The following is an 18,617-nucleotide window of genomic DNA, read 5'->3' as shown; positions in this document are numbered from 1 at the left end:
TAGCGAAGAAGGGGGGATAATACTGGCGGAGAGAGAGGGATTCGAACCCTCGATACGGTTTCCCGTATACACGCGTTCCAGGCGTGCGCCTTCAACCACTCGGCCACCTCTCCGTCTGCCTTGCTGTCGGGGAAAACCGCGTTAACGGCGAAATCTGACTGCAAACGAGATACCGCATTTCGTCTGGCGCTGGTTATTCGCCAACATGCGGTAGCGGCGCGCAATATAGCCAGAATACGCATATGTTCAATAGCTCTTTGCAAGTTTTTGCGCCAAATCGGCAGGAGTTATGCTGGTAGTCTCAATCCTCTCATAACTAACTGTTTTTAAATGATAAATTTATGTGTATAATTTAGAGGCACAATGGCTCGAGGCGTAATGGCTTCCTTCCGTGAGGATTTGGCGGTATGAAAAGGCCAGGTCAACGACGTCGGGATGTGCCCGACGCGCTTGAATATGTGCCTGAATGTCTGGGGCAGGGAATCGTGATCCGGTTTGTGTTGCGTAGTTTCGCGGTTGTTTTTCTGGCATTGGCGGTGATCTTCGCCATTCTCGATGGCGCCCGTTCGGTCGGCGCGTCGAAGCTGGTGGCCAAACCGCTGCTTTCCATGTGGTCGCGTAACGCGCCGGAAACGCTGGCCGATGCAGAAACGCTCGTGACGCACTATATAGGAGCTACATTCTGGAACACGGTCTGTGTTCCTTTGCTCGGGCAGCCGGGATGGCTCTTCTTCGGCGTGCTCGCTTTGTTGTTCTATGTGATCGGTCATCGGCGCGGACGCCCCCTGGGGCGCTTCACGGCCTGACAGTCAATCCCACTACAGGGCCACAGGAGGTAGAAATCTATGAGTTTCCTCGACAGCTATCGCAAGAAAGTACAGATGCCCTCCACGGATGAGGCTTTGCCGGGCCGCGCAACAGCCATTCCTACATCCGCGACGCATTTCGTCTCCGGCCATCCGTTGAAAGGCCCATGGCCTGACGGCCTCAAGCAGATCATGTTCGGGATGGGCTGCTTCTGGGGCGCGGAACGGCTGTTTTGGCAGGTGCCGGGCGTCTATGTGACGGCGGCAGGCTATGCGGGCGGCATCACGCCAAACCCGACCTATGAAGAAACCTGCACCGGATTGACCGGCCATGCCGAAGTGGTGCTGGTGGTCTATGATCCGAAAGTCGTGAGCCTTGATGAGCTGCTGACCCTGTTCTGGGAAGAGCATGATCCGACGCAGGGCATGCGACAGGGCAATGATATCGGCACGACCTATCGGTCGGTGATCTACACTTTCGATGACGCGGATCGGGCGGCGGTTGAAAAAAGCCGTGATGCTTATGCAAAGGCGCTGGCAGCGCGCGGTCTGGGCCCGATCACCACGCAAATCGAAGATGCGCCGGTGTTCTACTATGCCGAGGATTATCACCAGCAATATCTGGCGAAGAATCCGAACGGATATTGTGGCCTGCGCGGCACTGGCGTGAGCTGCCCAATTCCGCTGGCACAGTAAAACGGTCTCAAAAAAAATCGCGCGATCCTATCGCGCGATTTTCTTGTTCAGGATCAGCATGTCGGCATAGTCGCCGTCGAGCTGTTCGTAATCCTCCCAGCCGATCTGCCGGTAGAGGTCAGGCTTGTTCGTATAAAGAAAGGCCTCGCCGTGACCAAGCTCTGCCGCGGCCTTCTCGATGGCCCGGACAAGGCTCTTGGCGATGCCCCGACCACGATAGGCGGGCGAAACGAAAACGCTCGCCACCCATGGCTTCAAATGGGGATGCGTCTCCAGATCATTGTCGATCAGCAGTGCAAATCCGGCCAGTTCTCCATCTGATAGCGCTGCGCGCGCGATCTGCCCATCGTTGGTTCGCACGAGATCGTGGAAGCCGGCGATGGTCTGTTCCAGCGTTCCGCCGTTGAATTCGCCCCATTCGCCAAAGTTCCATGTCGCGCAGGCAGCTATGAGGTCGGGGCGGTCGGCGAGGTCGATTATCTGATGCATGATCTTACCAATGCGGAGGTTTGGTGACCGGCACGTCAGGCGCGGTCTGTTCTTCCAGTTCCAGAAAACGGTCGGTCAAAGCGCTGAGCTTCTTGGAAAGCTGGTCGATGAGCTTCCACTGCTCGGCCAGCACGGACGACAGTTCGTCGATGGTCTTTTCCTGTTCGGCGACGCGAATTTCGAGCTCGGTCAGGCGTTGGTCCGCAGTCATGGTCGGTTCCGTTTCGATAAGAATCTCAAGCGCGCATCCTATCAGAGAAACAGGTTACTGCGTGAGGATGAGCGCGCCATTTGCTACTTCATAATGGCGCAGGCGCTTGAGAAAACTCATGCCGAGCAGAATGCCGGACAGCGCTTCGTCGCGCAGCACGATCACTTCGACATTTTCCACGCGAATGCGTCCGATTTCCACGCTGTTGAGCATAGCGCGCGCTGCCGATGTTTCGCCATTGGCGGTTGAAACGCGATAGCGGAAATCGTCGGGCCGCAGCGAAAGCCCAATGCGTCGGGCGGTGCTGGCATTGATCGCAACCGAGCTTGCCCCTGTATCGATCATCCCGCGCAGGTTCTGGCCATTGAAGCGGATATCGGTGATGAAATGCCCGCGACTGTCCGGCGCAATCTGCGCACGGCGTCCGCTATAGGCGGATGGGTTCTGTTGGGATGATGGGGAGGGTTTTGCCGTCGCGGCTTGCTCGACCGTTGCCGACTGGAATTTCTCGAAGAGAACCGGAAAGGCCGTGGCCAATCCCGCCAGCATCAGAACAATAAAGAAAATCCGCGCCATGCTCACCCCGTTCTGAAGGCAAAGTATCCGGCGCGGATTACTGTCTGGTTACGTTTTAGTCTATTTCGTGCCGTACATGCGGTCGCCCGCGTCGCCGAGGCCCGGAACGATATAGCCCTTTTCGTCAAGGCGCTCATCGATGGAAGCGGTGTAGACATCCACATCCGGATGCGCCTTGGTGAAGCGTTCGATGCCTTCGGGTGCGGCCAGCAGGCACAGGAAGCGGATATTGGTCGCGCCGCGTTCCTTCAGCTTGTCGATGGCGGCAATGGCCGAATTGGCGGTAGCGAGCATCGGATCGACCACGATAATGAGGCGATTGACGATATCTTCCGGCGCTTTGAAGTAATATTCGACCGGCTGCAGCGTGTCGTGATCGCGATAGAGGCCGATATGGGCGACGCGGGCTGCGGGCACCAGATCGAGCATACCTTCCAGAAGGCCATTGCCCGCGCGCAGGATCGAAGCGAAGACCAGCTTCTTGCCTTCGAGGATCGGCGCTTCCATCGGCATAAGCGGGGTCTCGATCTCCATGGTGGTGAGTTCGAGATCGCGCGTCACTTCGTAGCAAAGCAGAAGCGAGATTTCTTTCAGAAGCCGCCGGAAGCTGGCCGTGGAAGTCTCGCGCTTGCGCATGATGGTAAGCTTGTGCTGGACAAGCGGATGGCTGACGACTGTAACGCCCATGATCTTTCCACTTTTTCTTCTTATCGTTTTGAACTTTAGCGGCAGATTGCGCCGGAGAAAACGCGTGGCAAGCGCACACGCACAGTTTTATGTCTCTTTGGCCATTTTTCAACGCCAACGCAAGCTGCGATCACAAAAGGGGTAGTGGGAAAACGTCTGTGCTTGTATCGTCCGGCACAAGCTTTATATGCATAACCGAAATTGTTTTCGTCAGACTATTCAAAAAGCAGGATGAGCTATGAGCCAGCAAAACGGCAATGCGGACCGCGTGGGCGCACAAGGTGGCATGGAACACTCGTTCGGCTTCAAGTCGGTGGACGAAAACGAAAAGCAAACCCTGGTCAATGACGTTTTCCACAAGGTCGCCAACAAATACGACGTGATGAACGATCTCATGTCGGCAGGCATGCACCGCGTCTGGAAAGATGCGATGATCGCCTGGCTGGCGCCGTCGAAGCGTCCGGGCTGGACCTCGCTCGACGTGGCTGGCGGCACCGGCGATATCGCCTTTCGCATTGTCGAGGCTTCGGGCCGTCAGGCGCATGTGACCATTCTCGACATCAATGGCTCGATGCTGGGTGTCGGTCGTGAGCGCGCGATCAAGAAGGGCCTTGCCGAAAATCTTGAATTCGTTGAAGCCAATGCCGAGGAACTGCCTTTCGAGAATAACAGTTTCGACGCCTATACGATTGCCTTTGGCATTCGCAACGTACCCCATATCGACAAGGCGCTGTCAGAAGCCTATCGCGTGCTGAAGCCGGGCGGGCGTTTTCTGTGCCTCGAATTTTCCGAGGTCGAATTGCCGATCCTCGACAAGGTCTATGACCAGTGGTCGTTCCAGGCCATACCGCGCATCGGCAAGATGATTACCGGCGATGCTGATTCCTACAGCTATCTGGTCGAATCGATCCGCAAATTCCCCAAGCAGCAGGATTTCGCCGCCATGATCGAGACCGCCGGTTTCGAGCGTGTGAGCTATCGCAATTTCACCGGTGGCATTGCGGCGCTTCATTCGGGCTGGAAGCTGTGATTGTGCCTGTCATGAATTCGGGCTGGGGCGCTGGGGCGGGCATTATCGCATGAGTAATCTTTCCGCCGCTTTCCGGTTGGCGCGGGCCGGATGGATTTTGACACGCGAAGGCGTGATCAGTGCGCTGCCGGTCGAAGGATTGTCCGGTCTTCCGGCTTTCGGCCACAAGATTGCAGGCATGCTGGCGCGTCCGCGCGCGCGGCACATGCAGCGCTCCGAGCGCATGTCGCGGGCGATGAACAAGCTTGGCCCATCCTATGTGAAGCTTGGCCAGTTTCTGGCCACACGCCCGGATATTGTCGGGCGCGATGTGGCTGCCGATCTGGAGCTTTTGCAGGATCGTCTCGATTATTTTCCGCAAGCCGACGCGATTGCCGGTATCGAAGGTTCGCTCGGTCGCAAGATCGACGATCTTTACCTGCATTTCGACGCGCCGATAGCGGCGGCCTCGATGGCGCAGGTGCATCCTGCCGAAGTCATGAGAGACGGCAAGCCGAAGAAGGTTGCGGTCAAGGTTATCCGCCCCGGCGTTCGCCAGCGTTTCGCCCGCGATCTCGAAGGCTTTTATATGGTCGCGCGCATGCAGGAGCGCCATGTGCCCTTCACGCGCCGCCTGCGTCCGGTACAGGTGGTCGAGACATTGCAGCAGACCACCCGCATCGAGATGGATCTGCGACTGGAAGCGGCAGCGCTTTCCGAAATTGCCGAAAACATCAAGGGCGATGAAGGTTTCCGCGTTCCGCAGGTGGACTGGGAACGGACCGGTCGCGATGTGCTGACGCTCGAATGGATCGACGGCACCAAGATGTCGGATGTTTCGGCGCTGGCCGCTGCGGGCTTCGATCTGAAGAAGCTTGCCGAAACGCTGATCCAGTCTTTCCTGCGCCACACGCTGCGCGACGGCTTTTTCCATGCTGACATGCATCCCGGCAATCTGTTTGTCGATCCGCAGGGCATCATCGTCGCGGTCGATTTCGGCATCACCGGACGGCTCAACAAACAGCAGCGGCGCTTCCTGGCAGAAATTCTCTATGGCTTTATTACACGCGATTATATGCGCGTGGCGGAAGTGCATTTCGAAGCAGGCTACGTGCCGCATACGCACGACGTGGCGAGTTTTGCGCAGGCCATTCGCGCCATTGGCGAGCCGATCCACGGCCAGCCGGCGGAAACCATTTCGATGGCCAAGCTTTTGACGCTGCTGTTCGAAGTGACCGAGCTTTTCGACATGGAGACCCGGCCCGAGCTTCTGATGCTCCAGAAAACCATGGTTGTGGTTGAAGGTGTGTCGCGCACGCTCGATCCGCATTTCAACATGTGGAAAGCAGCGGAACCGGTTGTCGGTGACTGGATTCGCAAAAATCTCGGGCCGCAGGGCATGTTGCTCGATGCGAAGGACAGCGCTTATTCCCTGCTGCATTTTACCCGCAAAACGCCGGAGCTGGTGGCGCGTGTGGAGCGCGTTTCGGTTGCGCTGGACGATATGGCCACCAATGGCTTGCGCTTCGATGCAGCCACGGCGGAAGCCATCGGTCGCGCCGAAGCCAAGCATTCGCGTTGGGGCCGCATCGCGCAAATAGTGATTGCAATTGCGCTCGCTGCGATCGCGATTAAGTATGTTTTGGGTTGAACAGGAACCGTTTTCTTTGGGCTTGACCTTGCGGAATATTTCTTCAGGGGCAAGGTTGCTGATCGTCAAGCGAACCTTTAAAAGCATCAGCTTCCTTTTTAAAATCTAGACTGACGACGGGTATGAACTTTTTGTACATGCTGCAATAATCCGCCTGAAACCTCAAAGCTGTGCGCCGACCGGCGTCGCTACCGAATATATAGAAGAATGCCGTTATTGGCAGAGTTCTAGCTTCAGCTTCGGTCCAGTTGCTCATGATTAGTTCATTCCAATATGGAGATTTAGTCTCCTTTTGGACATTGATTGATGCTTCGAACCCTTCCTTTTTGTCTGCAATAAAAGAGCAGCTTTCTCGAAGTTGTGGCTGGGGCTCTCGATTTTTTAGGTATTTCTGGATGAATTCATCGGATGTAGCGACGGAGACTTTTGGACACGAGGCGAAGTCGTTTTCCTTGTAATCAGTGCCAGAGAGCCCGCATCCGTGTGAAGACGATGGATGGAAATCGGTGTTTACTGTATCTGCGTCGAAAGGATAAAGACAATAGTAATCGAGCACCGATGAGTTAAACTGATCGTATATGAAGCCAGCCGGGTTATACAGCTTTGAGGTAGGTATATCATATCTCAAATAAGAGAAGGATACGGCTTTTCGTGGATCGTTTTGAGATGGAATCCATACGTGAGTCTCCTGCGCCTCCTGTCCGTGGACCATGACACCTGAGCATTTAATGGCGGATTCTTTAAGAAAATTTGCGGCCGCCTCGCAAATTTCTACTTGCCCATAGTATAGTTTGTTGAGTAATTCTACAGAACTATTTAAACTAATGGGGATAGTGTTGGGAATAGCATCATTAGTTGCTGTGAATAGAGTCACTAAAATAAAGTATATTTTGATAACTCTCATATTTTTTCTCCTTGATGCTAGAGATTTTAGCTAATAAAATCACGCAGTCACCTGACATATAAAGCAGCGCGATCTCACGCACTTTGACAGTGTGTATAAAGACGATTCTTGGTGACTGAGTACGTGAAGTATGATTTCATTGATTGCACTTGCAATAAGCCGGTGCAATCAAATGGCCAGTATCACTATTCGCAATCTCGACAATGCCGCCAAAGAAAAGCTGCGTGTGCGCGCCGCGCGCAATGGGCGTTCCATGGAAGAGGAAGCGCGGCTTCTTCTGACCGCGCTGGAAGAACCCGCGCAGGTTACGCCGCCTCAGTCCGGTGCGATCACAGGCGCGTCACTCACTGGCAAGCGCGTTCTGCTGATTATCGCTGGCGGTATTGCCGCTTATAAGACGCCCGACCTGATCCGTCGTTTGCGTGAGCGCGGTGCACAGGTTCGCCCATTGATGACGGCTGCCGCACAGCAATTCGTGACACCGCTGACCATTGGCGCGGTTTCCACCGACCATGTCTTCACCGATCTGTTCGCCCGAGAGGATGAGCAGGATGTCGGGCATATCCGACTGGCGCGCGATGCCGATCTGATCGTGGTTGCGCCAGCAACCGCCGATCTGATGGCCAAGATGGCGAATGGTCTGGCCGACGATTTGGCCAGCGCCGTTCTGCTGGCGCGCAAGGTTCCGGTTCTGATTGCGCCTGCCATGAACCCGGCCATGTGGGACAATCCGGCGACCCGGCGCAATCGTCTGACACTGGAAAAAGACGGCGTGCATTTCATCGGCCCCGAGAAGGGCGAGATGGCCGAGAGCGGCGAGGCGGGAACGGGCCGTATGAGCGAGCCGCTCGCCATCGTCGCGGCAGTGGAAACGCTGCTCGCACCGCGTGCACGACCACTGGCTGGAAAATCCATCGTCATGACCTCCGGCCCGACGCATGAGCCGATTGATCCGGTGCGCTATATCGCCAACCGCTCGTCGGGCAAGCAGGGCCATGCCATCGCCGCCGCTTTGGCGCGGCTGGGTGCAACGGTGCATCTGGTGTCTGGTCCGGTCACCATTCCCGATCCCGAAGGCGTTAACGTCATTCATGTCGAGACGGCGCGTGAAATGCAGGCGGCTGTGGAGCGGCATCTGCCCGCCGACGCGGCGATCATGGTGGCTGCTGTCGCCGATTGGCGCACGGCCAATGAAGCGGGACAGAAGATCAAGAAAAAGCCCGGCGAAAGCGCTCCGACGCTCGCCATGGTCGAGAACCCCGACATTCTGGCCGGTGTCGGCCATAGCGAAAAGCGCCCGGGTCTCGTGGTCGGCTTTGCGGCGGAAACGCAGGACGTGGCAGACAATGCGCGAGCCAAGCTTGAGAAAAAGGGCGCGGATTGGATCGTCGCCAACGATGTGTCCTATGGCTCGGATGGCAGCAGCGTCATGGGCGGCGACCATAACCGCGTACGAATTCTAAGCCGCTCCGGCATCGAGGACTGGCCGGAAATGAGCAAAAACGAGGTGGCCGAAAAGCTGGCGGAAAAGATTGCGCAACGCTTGTTGGAAAAGGAGCACTGACGCTTAGAAGAACTCGTCCAGTAAGCGGTAATAGGCGATCTTTGCTTCGTCGATGGCTTCTGCGCTATAAAGGTCGAGGAAAGGCTTCACCCATTCGTTGCCAAGATTATAGCGGATGCTCCAGCAGGCGAGTCCCAGATCCTGATGACGGTCTGCAAGGCCGAGCCTGCCGCAGTCGATAAAGCCGGTGAATGTGCCGTCGCTGGCCATGAAATTGGGCAGGCAGGCGTCGCCATGGGTGACCACAACATCTTCCTGCGACGGTTTCAGGCGGTGCAGTTCGGAGAACAGGCCTTCCGCGGTGCGGCCTTCACGCTCGGTATCGAAATCATCTTCATCGACCGCGCCCGCTTCAACGCGCTTGCGTGCATCTTTAATGCGATGTTCCAACCGGTGGTCGAATGGACAGGCGGCAGGGTTAACGCTGTGCAGCGCCTTCAAGGCTGTAGCGAGAATGGAGACGATGCGGTCAGGCGTAAGAGTGCCGACAGACGAAGCGAGATTCGATCCGGCAAGGCGCGTCATCAGGAGAAAATGGCGGTCGGCCATCCTCTCGTAAGCGACGACGCTGGGGCAGGGCAGCCCTTGGGCTGAAAGCCATTCAAGCCGGGCGCGCTCATCGGCCAGTTCGCTGACCGTGCTTGCCGGTTCGATTTTCAGAACAAGCGGTTCGTGCGCATCATGATCGAGCAGCAGGACATTGGCGCTCGAGCGGCCAAGCTCATCCTGCTGGCTGCTATAACCTGCAAGCCGATGCAGCAAGGCATCAGGCAAATCGAGAGCAGCCAGAACAGGATCGGTCATAGCAACTTACCGCATCATGCCTTGTCGCGGACCTGATAGTCCTTGATGGTTGCGAAACGGATATCCTTCCAGCGCTCGGCCTCGTAATTGAGCGAGAAGCCGTTCTGCGCCAGGAAAACCGGATCATTGTCGAGGTCATGCGCGATATCGGCGCGATGCGAGGTGATGAAGCGCTGCAATTCAGCCGGGTCGTCGGCGGAAATCCACCGGCAGACCGAGAAGCGCGACATTTCAAAGCCGACCGGAAGCGAATATTCCACTTTCAAACGTTCGGTCAGAACGTCGATCTGGAGCGCGCCGACGACACCGACAATGGCCGGAGAGCCGTCATCGGGCACGAAAAGCTGCACGACGCCTTCTTCGGCCATCTGCTGTAACGCTTCGCGCAGCTTCTTGGCCTTCATCGCATCGTCCAGACGCACGCGGCGCAGGATTTCCGGTGCGAAGTTCGGTACGCCACGGAACAGGATATCCTCACCCTCGGTCAGCGTATCGCCGATGCGCAGCGTGCCGTGGTTCGGTATGCCGACCACATCGCCCGCAAAGGCTTCGTCGGCGATCTGGCGCGAACGCGCGAAGAAGAATTGCGGTGCAGACAGGCTCATCTGTTTGCCGGTGCGCACCAGCTTGGCCTTCATGCCGCGCGACAGTTTTCCGGAGCAAACGCGCAGGAAGGCGATGCGGTCGCGGTGGTTCGGGTCCATATTGGCCTGAATCTTGAACACGAAGCCGGTCATCTTGTCTTCGGTGGAACCGACCATGCGCGTGTCGGCCTGCTGGTCGCGGGGCGCGGGGCCGAAATCGCAGAAGGCTTCGATCAGATCGCGCACGCCGTAATTCTTCAGCGCGGAGCCGAAATAAACCGGCGTCATATGGCCTTCGCGGAAGGAAGCGAGGTCGAACGGACGGCAAACGCCCCGTGCCAGTTCGATATTTTCCAGCCAGGCTTCGCGTTCGTTCTCAGGCAGCAAAGCGGCTGCGACTTCCGGGCCGCTGACCTTGGTTGGCTGCTCTTCATTATCCTGACGACGCATCGTGTCGTTATGCAGGTCGAAAGTGCCTGCAAAGCTCTTGCCCGAGCCGATAGGCCAGGTGATCGGCGCCGTGTCGAGCGCCAGCTTTTCTTCGATCTCGTCCAGGATTTCGAGTGGATCGCGTGCTTCGCGGTCCATCTTGTTGACGAAGGTGACGATCGGAATATCGCGCATGCGGCAGACTTCGAACAGTTTCAGCGTGCGCGGCTCGATACCCTTGGCGGCGTCGATGACCATGACGGCGCTGTCGACGGCTGTCAGCGTGCGGTAGGTGTCGTCTGCGAAGTCTTCGTGGCCCGGCGTATCGAGCAGGTTGAAGATGCAGTCCTTGTATTCGAAGGTCATCACCGAGGTGACGACCGAAATGCCACGGTCGCGTTCGATGTTCATCCAGTCCGAACGGGTCTGGATACGGTCCTTCTTGGCCTTCACTTCACCGGCAAGCTGGATGGCGCCGCCAAACAGCAGCAGCTTTTCGGTCAGCGTGGTCTTACCGGCGTCCGGGTGCGCGATGATCGCGAATGTGCGGCGCTTGGAAACGGGATTGTCAGCAGGCATGAAGAAACTCGTGATGGCGAAATGTTGGGCCGCGCAAAGGCGCGCCGCGAAGATGTTGCGCTGCATCTAGCAGTCATTGGGCAAAATCTCAACAAGCGCCGTGCCGCTCATCGGGCCTGAAATGAAAAAGCGGCGCTGAACACGCCGCTTTAAGGAAAATGCTGCGCTTGATTAGCGGCTTTTGATGCCGAGGCCGAAGGCGATGTAGGTCCAGCCCTGGAAAATCAGATCGATGGCCAGGAAAAGGCCAAGGATGAACAGGCTGTTGACCGGCCATTGGATGGCGATGATGAGGCCGAGCAGCGCGGTTATGACACCACCGGCCACGATCCAGCCCCAGCCCGATGCCGGTTTCGACTTGAAGCCCATCCAGACGCGGAAAAGGCCGGAGCCGAGAAGGGCAGCCGCCAGCAGGAATGTCAGGACGCCTGCCGCCAATATGGGATTGATGAAGGTGACGACACCCGCCGCAGCATAAAGCAGGCCGCTCAGGAGCCAGAAGAAAAACCGCCCCCACGTTTTCACGCCGAAAGCATGGATGATTTCGATCACACCAGCGATCAGCATCATCATGCCGACATAGTAGACCGAAACAACTGTGGCCAGCACCAGATTGCCGAAGGCGATGCCGCCCAGAATGAGAAGCGCCACGCCCAGCGCGACGAACCAGCCCCACTTGGACGTCAGCTCTGTCGGCAGCACGGGATTGTCGAAATCTTTGTTCGTCGTTGCCATCGAATAACCCTCTTGTCCCTCGAATTGTCGTGACCCAATTTTCGTAACCCACGCAACAATATAAGGCAGATGGAGCTTTTGACCAGCTTTGGCTGCGTGAGGCCGCCGCGCCAGCCTTTTGCGCGCTTGAACCGACGACCGAGACCGGGAAAAACGGCGATATCTCTTTGTTTTTGCGCATAAACTAATTCGCTGCAGTTGTACTTTTTTGGCCCGTTGGGCTCTATCTCTTTGCCGTTACACCTGTTTTAATCTCTATCGGCTACATATTTCTGGAACTTGACGCGGGGGCGCTGCCGGTTTCCCGGTACTCAATTGTTGTTGGAAAAGTCTGTTCGATGTTCGATCTGATTTCCCATTACTGGCCGCATATTCTGGCTGTTCTGTCGATCGTGCTCGGCGCAATAGCCGCCATTCATGCGACCATGACCAAGGACGAGGTGCGCACTGCACTCGGCTGGGTCGGCGTGATCGTGCTGTCGCCCATCGTGGGGGCGGTGGTCTATGCCATAGCGGGCGTCAACCGGATCAGGCGCTCGACGCTCACGCAGCAGCGCGCGCTGGGGCATATTGCGCTTTATCACCTCTCGCATTTCGACACGACCAACGACCTCGTGCGCGCCGCATTCGGGCGGCAGTTCGGCGCGATGAAAATTTTGGGCGACGCCGTCAGCCTTTATGATTTCACCAGCGGCAATCGCATTGAAATGCTGGAAACCGGCGACGAAGCCTATGCGGCCATGCTGGAAGCCATCGGTAAGGCAGAGCGCAGCATCTTGCTGGAAACCTATATTTTTGACCGTGACGCCATTGGCATCCGGTTTGCCGAGGCGCTGGGCGAGGCCGTCAAGCGCGGCGTGGAAGTGCGGGTGCTGATCGATGCGGTTGGCGCACGTTATTCCATCCCGAGCATTGTCAGCCTGCTCAAGGAAAATGGCGTGACAGTGGATGTCTTCAACGGCAACATCATCATCGGCCTGCGCCTACCTTATGCCAATTTACGCACCCACCGCAAAATCCTCGTCGTCGACGGGCGATATGGCTTTACCGGCGGCATGAATATCCGTGCCGGTTTTGTGCGGGCGATTGCTGGCGATGCGGTGGCCATCGACACGCATTTCCGGCTGGAAGGACCGGCCATTGCCGACCTTTTTCACATCGCATCCGAGGACTGGCGATTTGCAACGGGTGAATTGCTGACCGGCGACGCCTGGCGCATTGCCCCGCCGGAAAATCCGCCCGGCACCGGCACGTTGGTGCGTGTGGTCGGCTCCGGTCCCGACAAGAATGTGGAAACCAACCATCGCATGATGATGGGCGCTTTCTCGATAGCCGAGCAGCATATCCTCATCATGTCGCCCTATCTGTTGCCCGACCGCGAACTGATCAGCGCGCTGGTCACGGCGGCGCGGCGGGGCGTGTCGGTGGATATCGTCGTGCCGGGGGTCAATAATCTCAAACTGGTGGACCGCGCCATGCGCGCCCAGTTCGACCAGCTTTTGAAGGATGGCTGCCGCATCTGGCGTGCAGGCGGCGCGTTCAACCATTCCAAGCTGATGACCATCGATGGCGCATGGTCCTATGTCGGTTCCTCGAATATCGATCCGCGCTCGCTGCGGCTCAACTTCGAGATCGATCTGGAAATTCTGGATCGCGATGTGGCGCGTCAGGTGGAAGAGCGGATCGGGAAGGTCATCGAGGAGAGCCGTCAGGTCAATCTGACAGGTCTCAACAACCGCCCGTTTCTGGTGCGTCTCATCGACCGGATTATCTGGCTCGGTTCGCCTTATCTATGAGCCGGTCCTGCTTGCGGGTATCTCCGGATAGAGATTGTGCAGAAGATCTATTTATTTTCACGCATTTCCAGACGCAAAACCGTTTCACACTTTTGCTGGAAATGCTCTATCGCCGTCTTCAGGTCGAGATGCGCCTTGATCGGCAGATGGTCGGAGGCCATACGCGCCAGCGGCGTGTTGTGAACTTCCACCGAGGTCACGAGATTATGCGGCGCGCCCATCACGCGGTCGAGCGCGAAGACCGGGAAGCGTGACGGAAAACTCGGCACTGCCGTCGCCACATGGTTGAAGGTCGGCATCAGCGCGGCCAGCGAAGAGCGCTTGCCGATACGCCATTCATTCAGATCGCCGATCAACAGCGTCGGCAGCGTGTCGGCTTCCTGCAAGGCGGTGAGAATGCTTTCCGCTTGTTGCTCGCGGGAGCGTTTCAGGAGGCCCAGATGCGCGGCAATGACGCGCAGCGGACCGGCGGGAAATTCCAGATCGGCGACGAGCGCGCCGCGCGGCTCCACGCCGGGCAGTTTCAGCTGCTGCACATTGCGCACAATGCCTTCGCGGAACAAAAGCACATTGCCGTGCCAGCCATGCCCCTTGGGCATCGTTGCATTGATGGGGACAGGAATGAGGCCGTGGCGGCGCTCCAGAAGGCCGAGGTCGAGCAGACCGGACCGCTCACCGAAACGCTTGTCGGCTTCCTGCAACGCTATAACATCCGCGTCGATTTCGCTGATCACGTCGGCGGTGCGCTGCGGATTGAACTGTTTGTCGATGCCGATGCATTTGTGAACATTATAGGATGCAATGACAATATCACCGCCAGTGATATTGGCGTTGAGAGGCCTGAAGCCCGGCCTGTTGCGGATCGCCGTCAGGATCGACTTCGATATCCGGTTTGCTTCCTTTTTCTTCTGCACCCTTTTCACCCGTAAGGTCGTCAGTTCAAGATGAATATTTCAAATTTATACTCTTCTATATAGATAGTTTGCTATGCGATTTGAACAGAGCCGCCACGCACAATTGAGTGTTTGGGGCGAAAGTTCAGCGGGCAATGAAGCGAACCAGCCAGTCGGTCAGGCCGCGATAGGGCGGCTTGATGAGATCGCTCGGGGCGGGCGCATATTTCGTCAATATAGGCATGACCTTGGAAAAGGTCAGGAAGCCGTCATAACCGTGATACTGGCCCATGCCGCTGGCCCCCACGCCGCCGAAGGGCAGGTTGCTGCAGGCAAAATGATACAGCGTATCGTTGATGCAGACCCCGCCAGCGACCACATGGGCGAGGATGGTCTCGATCTCTGCGGTGTTCTCGCTGAAGCAATAAAGCGCCAGCGGGCGGTCATGGCCCAGCACATAGGCAATGGCGTCATCGGTCGAGCGATAGCTGATGACAGGCAGCAGCGGTCCGAAAATCTCTTCCGCCATGGCGCTGGTCACTTGCGGCTCAAGAATGAGCGTCGGCGTCATCAGGCGCGTTTCGGTGGAGGGCGCGAGCAGCTCGACGATGCCCTCGCTTTTGTCCTTCGCATCGGCCAGCAGGCCGGATAACCGCTGCAACTGCGCATCGTTGATGATGGTGGTGCGGTCCTGACCGGCGGATGCGCCGCCATAGCGGGCCAGCATTTCGGCTTTGAGCAAGGCAATGAATTCATCGCGCTTGCTGTGGTGGATCAGCAAATAATCCGGCGCGATACAGGTTTGCCCGGCATTGAAAAACTTGCCGTTTGCGATGGCGCGCGCCGCCCGCACCAGATTGGCGTTTTCGCTGATGATGGCGGGAGATTTGCCGCCAAGTTCCAGCGTTACCGGCGTCAGATTGGCAGCTGCCGCTGCCATGATCTTGCGCCCCACGGCGGTGGAGCCGGTGAAGAACAGATGGTCGAAAGGCAGGCTGGCAAAGCGGGCGGAAAGCGCTGCATCGCCTTGCACCACGGCAACGCGATTGTCCGGAAAGACCGTGCTGATGAGCTTTTGCAGGAAGGCTGCCGTCTGTGGCGTGTGTTCAGATGGTTTGAGCAGGACATGGTTGCCTGCCGCAATGGCCGCCACCAGCGGCGCGAGCGCCAGATTGACCGGATAGTTCCACGGCGCGATGACGCCCACGACACCCAGCGGCACGAAGCGGACTTCGGCTTTCGCGGGCCATAATTTCCAGCCCGCCTTGCGGCGCTTTGGCTTCATCCAGCTCTTGAGATGGTGCAGCGCGTCATCGATTTCGGCAAAAACCACGCTGGCTTCGCCAAGCAGGGTTTCATGGGCAGAGCGGTTTCCGAAATCGGCGCTGATCGCCTTCGCCATATCGTCGAGCTGTGCGGCCAGGCCAGCACGCAGGCGCTTGAGGTCATCGATGCGTTGCTCATAGGGCGGGCGATGATCCAGCCATGCCTGACGCAGACGTGCGAAAACCGCGTCGAGATCATCGCTCATGGGTGAAATCCTCGGTCGAGCGGGCGAACAGGAATTGCGCCACATAATAGGTGGCGAGCACCCATAGCCCGCTCAGCGGAATATCGAAGCGGAACCGGTCATAGGCGAGAAGCGTGTCGCTGACCATGAAGAACAAGCCGCCCCATGCCGCGAGCCAGGCGGCGTAATGTTGTGGTGTTTCTGGTTCGGTGCCGCTTGCGCGGCTGAAAGCCTGCGCGGCCATCAGACCCAATGCGGCGGCATAGATGATGACGGGGATTTTCATGGTCCCCGGCAGGGCCGTCCAAAGACCGGTGATCAGCGCAACTGCCGCAAACGCGAAGACGACGAAGGCGCCCTTGTTCTGCGCAAAGCGGCTATGGCGCGACAGGGCGTAAATATAGGCGCAATGGGTGATGAGAAAGCAGATCAGCCCAGCCATGAAATAATCACCCGGCAGCATCAGGAAAAAATCGCCAAGCGCTGCGAGGGCAAGGCCGAAAGCCACGGCAAGGCCATAGGATTTCGAGCGCGGCTTGCCGGAACAGAGCACCGCCGCCAGCAGAAGCAGCGTTGCGGTCGGCTTGGTGAGATAATGCAGCCAGCGCCAGAACGAAGTTTCGCCAGGATAGCTCAGCAGACTGCCTGCGATGGCGCAGACCGCGCAAAACAGGAAAAGACCATAGAGCGTCCGATTCCGCCCGAATTCCAGCAGGCCTTTATGCCGCATCTCAACTCCCCCGTTTATGATGCCGGTTTTTTATTCTTGTGTTGCCGCCGCTTCGCGCCGCCTTTTGCGACCCATGCGCTCGGCCCGGGTGGAAAGCTCCGTATTGCCCTCGAGATCGGTTTGCAGGATCAAGCCTTCCTGCTTCAGCCACCGGATAATCTCGCCGAATGCGCGGTCGTAATCGGGCTGTTCCATGGCGAACCTCTTGACCATTCTACCGGGACGGGCGATACCAATTTTATTGCTAACTAATTGTTTTTACGCATATCAAACACAAAACCATTTCACACTTTTGCTGGAAATGCGTTCCGTTGCAAGGCGGAAAATGTCAGCGTCATGAACGCTTCAAATCTTGCCGCTATCAGATAGGCTTCCTGTTTCTGACCCGACCAAGGTGCGTTTGATGAAGTCTCCGCTTTTTGTTGCAGCATTTTGCGCCGCTGTTTCCCTGACGTCAGCGGCTTTCGCGCAGGATTTCAAAAAGCCAGTGCTGCTGGGCGAGATCGTGCTGCCAACCGGCCTGCAAATTAAAGGCGTTGAGTTCGGCGGCGTATCCGGCCTCGACTATGATGCGGCGCAGGATATCTATTACGCCATTTCCGACGACCGTTCCGAGAAGGCTCCCGCGCGGTTCTATACGCTCAGGATCGTCGCCGACGAAAAGGGACTGCACAGCGTCGATATCCTTTCTACCGTCACGCTGTTGAATGCCGATGGCAAGCCGTTTGCGAACAAGGATGTCGATCCGGAATCCATTCGCTATCATGCGGGCACCGGCACGCTGTTCTGGACCAGCGAGGGCGACCGCAACGGCAAACCGGCCGTGCGGGAATCGCGCATCGATGGCAGTCTGATCCGTGAGTTTGCCTTGCCCGATTATTACATCCCGAATGGCGACGGCACACGCGGTATTCGCAATAACCTGTCCTTTGAAAGCCTGACCTTTTCGCCGGATGGCAAGACGCTGCTCGTCGGGCTGGAAAATGCGCTGCTTCAGGATGGTGACAAGGCAACGCTGGAAAAAGGCAGTCGCGCCCGCATACTCGCCTTCGATATTCTGTCCGGCGGGGTGAAGGCGGAATATGCCTATGATACCGGGCCGATCTTCACCAAGGCGACCAAACTGCCCTATTGGAACGACAACGGCATGTCGGAATTTCTCGCCTGGGGCGACGATCTGTTGACGGTCGAGCGCTCTTACGCGCATGGCGTGGGCAATGAGATTAATTTCTACCGCGCGCGCTTTGCCGGTGCGACGGACGTGAGCGGCATGGCGACGCTCAAGGATGTTTCGCTAACGCCGATGGCCAGGGAAGCTGTGCTGCGGCTGGGCGAAGGTGATTTCGGCCTAGACATCGATAATATCGAGTCGGTCAGTTGGGGGCCGACAATCGGCGGACATAAAACGGTGGTCATCGCTTCCGATAATAATTTCAACCCGGAACAGTTTACTCAGTTTGTGATGTTTCAGCTTAATGCAGAAGCAAATTGAACGCAGGTTCAAGTATAAATGAATTAAGTAAACATGGTAATTCTTCTAAATAAATCCTCGTCGGTCAGATATGGGTTTATACAGCCGTAAGATGTTCAAAACATTGTGTTTTGTCAGAATTACAATCCGGTAGCGAAAAAGTGACATCAGATTGTCGTCAAATCGATTATATATTCCAGCTTCGCTTTTCATATTCACCATTCATGAGGGAATACATGCTGTCACAAGCCAAGGTAGACCAACTCGGAATCACGATCGATGTGTATCAGAAAGCGGCGAAGCAGTGGGTTGCTTCCGGCATTTATGAAGGCCACCACATCGTCGTCGAAAACCAGACACAGGGTACCGCCGTCAGCGCATGGCGTGACCGGGCGCTTTCCGTTTCGGATAGCGGCACCGCATAATTTTTTTTGAGTTCGTTAGCAGGGTGGCCAAACGGATCGTTTGCCGCCAATTTCTTTTCAAAGCCGGG

Annotated in this window: 20 protein-coding genes and 1 tRNA gene; 8 read left to right on the top strand and 13 right to left on the bottom strand. The window is 57.0% G+C overall.

Annotation, left to right across the window (positions count from 1 at the left end):
• Positions 1-23: 23 nt before the first annotated feature.
• Positions 24-113: transfer RNA gene (locus HWD97_RS15565), tRNA-Ser, on the bottom strand.
• Between the two features lie 372 nt (positions 114-485).
• Between HWD97_RS15565 and HWD97_RS15560 the strand changes: the two genes are divergently transcribed.
• Positions 486-806, top strand: a complete 321-nt coding sequence (locus HWD97_RS15560) for a hypothetical protein (protein WP_109370300.1) — start codon at positions 486-488, stop codon at positions 804-806.
• A gap of 39 nt (positions 807-845) precedes the next feature.
• Positions 846-1,502: a peptide-methionine (S)-S-oxide reductase MsrA gene (msrA, locus tag HWD97_RS15555; protein ID WP_339440709.1), complete on the top strand. Its 657-nt coding sequence runs from the start codon at positions 846-848 to the stop codon at positions 1,500-1,502.
• A gap of 27 nt (positions 1,503-1,529) precedes the next feature.
• Here the strand turns inward: msrA and HWD97_RS15550 are convergent, their stop codons facing one another.
• The 4 genes from HWD97_RS15550 to upp are packed head-to-tail and all read right to left on the bottom strand — an operon-like array spanning position 1,530 to position 3,465.
• The gene (locus tag HWD97_RS15550; RefSeq protein ID WP_371835213.1) at positions 1,530-1,991 is read right to left on the bottom strand and encodes a GNAT family N-acetyltransferase; all 462 of its coding nucleotides are present in this window, start codon (positions 1,989-1,991) and stop codon (positions 1,530-1,532) included.
• Positions 1,992-1,995: 4 nt separating this feature from the next.
• Complete coding sequence (locus HWD97_RS15545) at positions 1,996-2,202, bottom strand: SlyX family protein (protein WP_109369679.1); 207 nt, start codon at positions 2,200-2,202, stop codon at positions 1,996-1,998.
• Positions 2,203-2,256: 54 nt separating this feature from the next.
• Entirely contained in the window at positions 2,257-2,778 is a 522-nt protein-coding gene (locus HWD97_RS15540; protein WP_371835212.1) for a TIGR02281 family clan AA aspartic protease, read from the bottom strand.
• Positions 2,779-2,838: 60 nt separating this feature from the next.
• A complete protein-coding gene (gene upp / locus HWD97_RS15535; protein WP_109369677.1) occupies positions 2,839-3,465 on the bottom strand; it encodes a uracil phosphoribosyltransferase in 627 nt (208 codons plus the stop codon).
• Between the two features lie 238 nt (positions 3,466-3,703).
• On the opposite strand from upp, the gene ubiE reads away from it, so the two are divergent.
• Positions 3,704-4,495 (top strand): bifunctional demethylmenaquinone methyltransferase/2-methoxy-6-polyprenyl-1,4-benzoquinol methylase UbiE, encoded by a 792-nt coding sequence (gene ubiE, locus HWD97_RS15530; RefSeq protein ID WP_371835211.1) that lies wholly within the window; start codon positions 3,704-3,706, stop codon positions 4,493-4,495.
• A 49-nt stretch (positions 4,496-4,544) separates the two neighbouring features.
• Positions 4,545-6,125, top strand: coding sequence for a 2-polyprenylphenol 6-hydroxylase (ubiB, locus tag HWD97_RS15525; protein ID WP_371835210.1), 1,581 nt, complete (start codon positions 4,545-4,547; stop codon positions 6,123-6,125).
• 43 nt (positions 6,126-6,168) lie between these two features.
• Here ubiB and HWD97_RS15520 read toward each other — a convergent pair whose 3' ends face one another.
• Positions 6,169-7,029, bottom strand: coding sequence for a hypothetical protein (locus tag HWD97_RS15520; RefSeq protein WP_371835209.1), 861 nt, complete (start codon positions 7,027-7,029; stop codon positions 6,169-6,171).
• Between the two features lie 172 nt (positions 7,030-7,201).
• Between HWD97_RS15520 and coaBC the strand changes: the two genes are divergently transcribed.
• Positions 7,202-8,593 carry a bifunctional phosphopantothenoylcysteine decarboxylase/phosphopantothenate--cysteine ligase CoaBC gene (coaBC, locus tag HWD97_RS15515; protein ID WP_371835208.1) on the top strand — a complete coding sequence of 464 codons (1,392 nt, stop codon included), beginning with the start codon at positions 7,202-7,204 and terminating at the stop codon, positions 8,591-8,593.
• Positions 8,594-8,596: 3 nt separating this feature from the next.
• Here coaBC and HWD97_RS15510 read toward each other — a convergent pair whose 3' ends face one another.
• From HWD97_RS15510 to HWD97_RS15500, 3 genes are all read right to left on the bottom strand, one after another.
• Positions 8,597-9,397, bottom strand: coding sequence for an APH(3')-II family aminoglycoside O-phosphotransferase (locus HWD97_RS15510; RefSeq protein WP_371835207.1), 801 nt, complete (start codon positions 9,395-9,397; stop codon positions 8,597-8,599).
• 14 nt (positions 9,398-9,411) lie between these two features.
• Complete coding sequence (locus HWD97_RS15505; RefSeq protein ID WP_371835225.1) at positions 9,412-10,989, bottom strand: peptide chain release factor 3; 1,578 nt, start codon at positions 10,987-10,989, stop codon at positions 9,412-9,414.
• 171 nt (positions 10,990-11,160) lie between these two features.
• Positions 11,161-11,724 (bottom strand): HdeD family acid-resistance protein, encoded by a 564-nt coding sequence (locus tag HWD97_RS15500; RefSeq protein WP_140026164.1) that lies wholly within the window; start codon positions 11,722-11,724, stop codon positions 11,161-11,163.
• Between the two features lie 338 nt (positions 11,725-12,062).
• On the opposite strand from HWD97_RS15500, the gene cls reads away from it, so the two are divergent.
• Complete coding sequence (cls, locus tag HWD97_RS15495) at positions 12,063-13,520, top strand: cardiolipin synthase (protein WP_371835206.1); 1,458 nt, start codon at positions 12,063-12,065, stop codon at positions 13,518-13,520.
• Between the two features lie 47 nt (positions 13,521-13,567).
• On the opposite strand, the gene HWD97_RS15490 is transcribed toward cls, so the two are convergent.
• The 4 genes from HWD97_RS15490 to HWD97_RS15475 all read right to left on the bottom strand — a co-directional run bounded on the left by HWD97_RS15490 (position 13,568) and on the right by HWD97_RS15475 (position 16,848).
• On the bottom strand, positions 13,568-14,434 hold the full coding sequence (locus tag HWD97_RS15490) for an endonuclease/exonuclease/phosphatase family protein (RefSeq protein WP_140026163.1): 867 nt from the start codon (positions 14,432-14,434) through the stop codon (positions 13,568-13,570).
• Positions 14,435-14,558: 124 nt separating this feature from the next.
• The gene (locus HWD97_RS15485; protein WP_371835205.1) at positions 14,559-15,944 is read right to left on the bottom strand and encodes a coniferyl aldehyde dehydrogenase; all 1,386 of its coding nucleotides are present in this window, start codon (positions 15,942-15,944) and stop codon (positions 14,559-14,561) included.
• Entirely contained in the window at positions 15,934-16,653 is a 720-nt protein-coding gene (locus HWD97_RS15480; protein WP_371835204.1) for a lysoplasmalogenase, read from the bottom strand. The genes HWD97_RS15485 and HWD97_RS15480 overlap by 11 nt, the downstream gene beginning before the upstream one ends.
• A gap of 30 nt (positions 16,654-16,683) precedes the next feature.
• On the bottom strand, positions 16,684-16,848 hold the full coding sequence (locus tag HWD97_RS15475; RefSeq protein ID WP_167836107.1) for a hypothetical protein: 165 nt from the start codon (positions 16,846-16,848) through the stop codon (positions 16,684-16,686).
• 208 nt (positions 16,849-17,056) lie between these two features.
• Between HWD97_RS15475 and HWD97_RS15470 the strand changes: the two genes are divergently transcribed.
• Both HWD97_RS15470 and HWD97_RS15465 read left to right on the top strand, forming a co-directional pair.
• A complete protein-coding gene (locus tag HWD97_RS15470; RefSeq protein ID WP_371835203.1) occupies positions 17,057-18,145 on the top strand; it encodes an esterase-like activity of phytase family protein in 1,089 nt (362 codons plus the stop codon).
• A 215-nt stretch (positions 18,146-18,360) separates the two neighbouring features.
• Positions 18,361-18,549, top strand: coding sequence for a hypothetical protein (locus HWD97_RS15465; RefSeq protein WP_109369667.1), 189 nt, complete (start codon positions 18,361-18,363; stop codon positions 18,547-18,549).
• The last annotated feature ends 68 nt before the right edge of the window (positions 18,550-18,617 follow it).

The sequence above is a fragment of the Ochrobactrum sp. C6C9 genome, assembly GCF_022627935.1.
In the GTDB taxonomy this organism is placed as follows: Bacteria; Pseudomonadota; Alphaproteobacteria; order Rhizobiales; family Rhizobiaceae; genus Brucella; species Brucella teleogrylli.
Note: the sequence above shows the minus strand (reverse complement) of the source record. Positions and strands in the feature narration are given on the sequence as shown.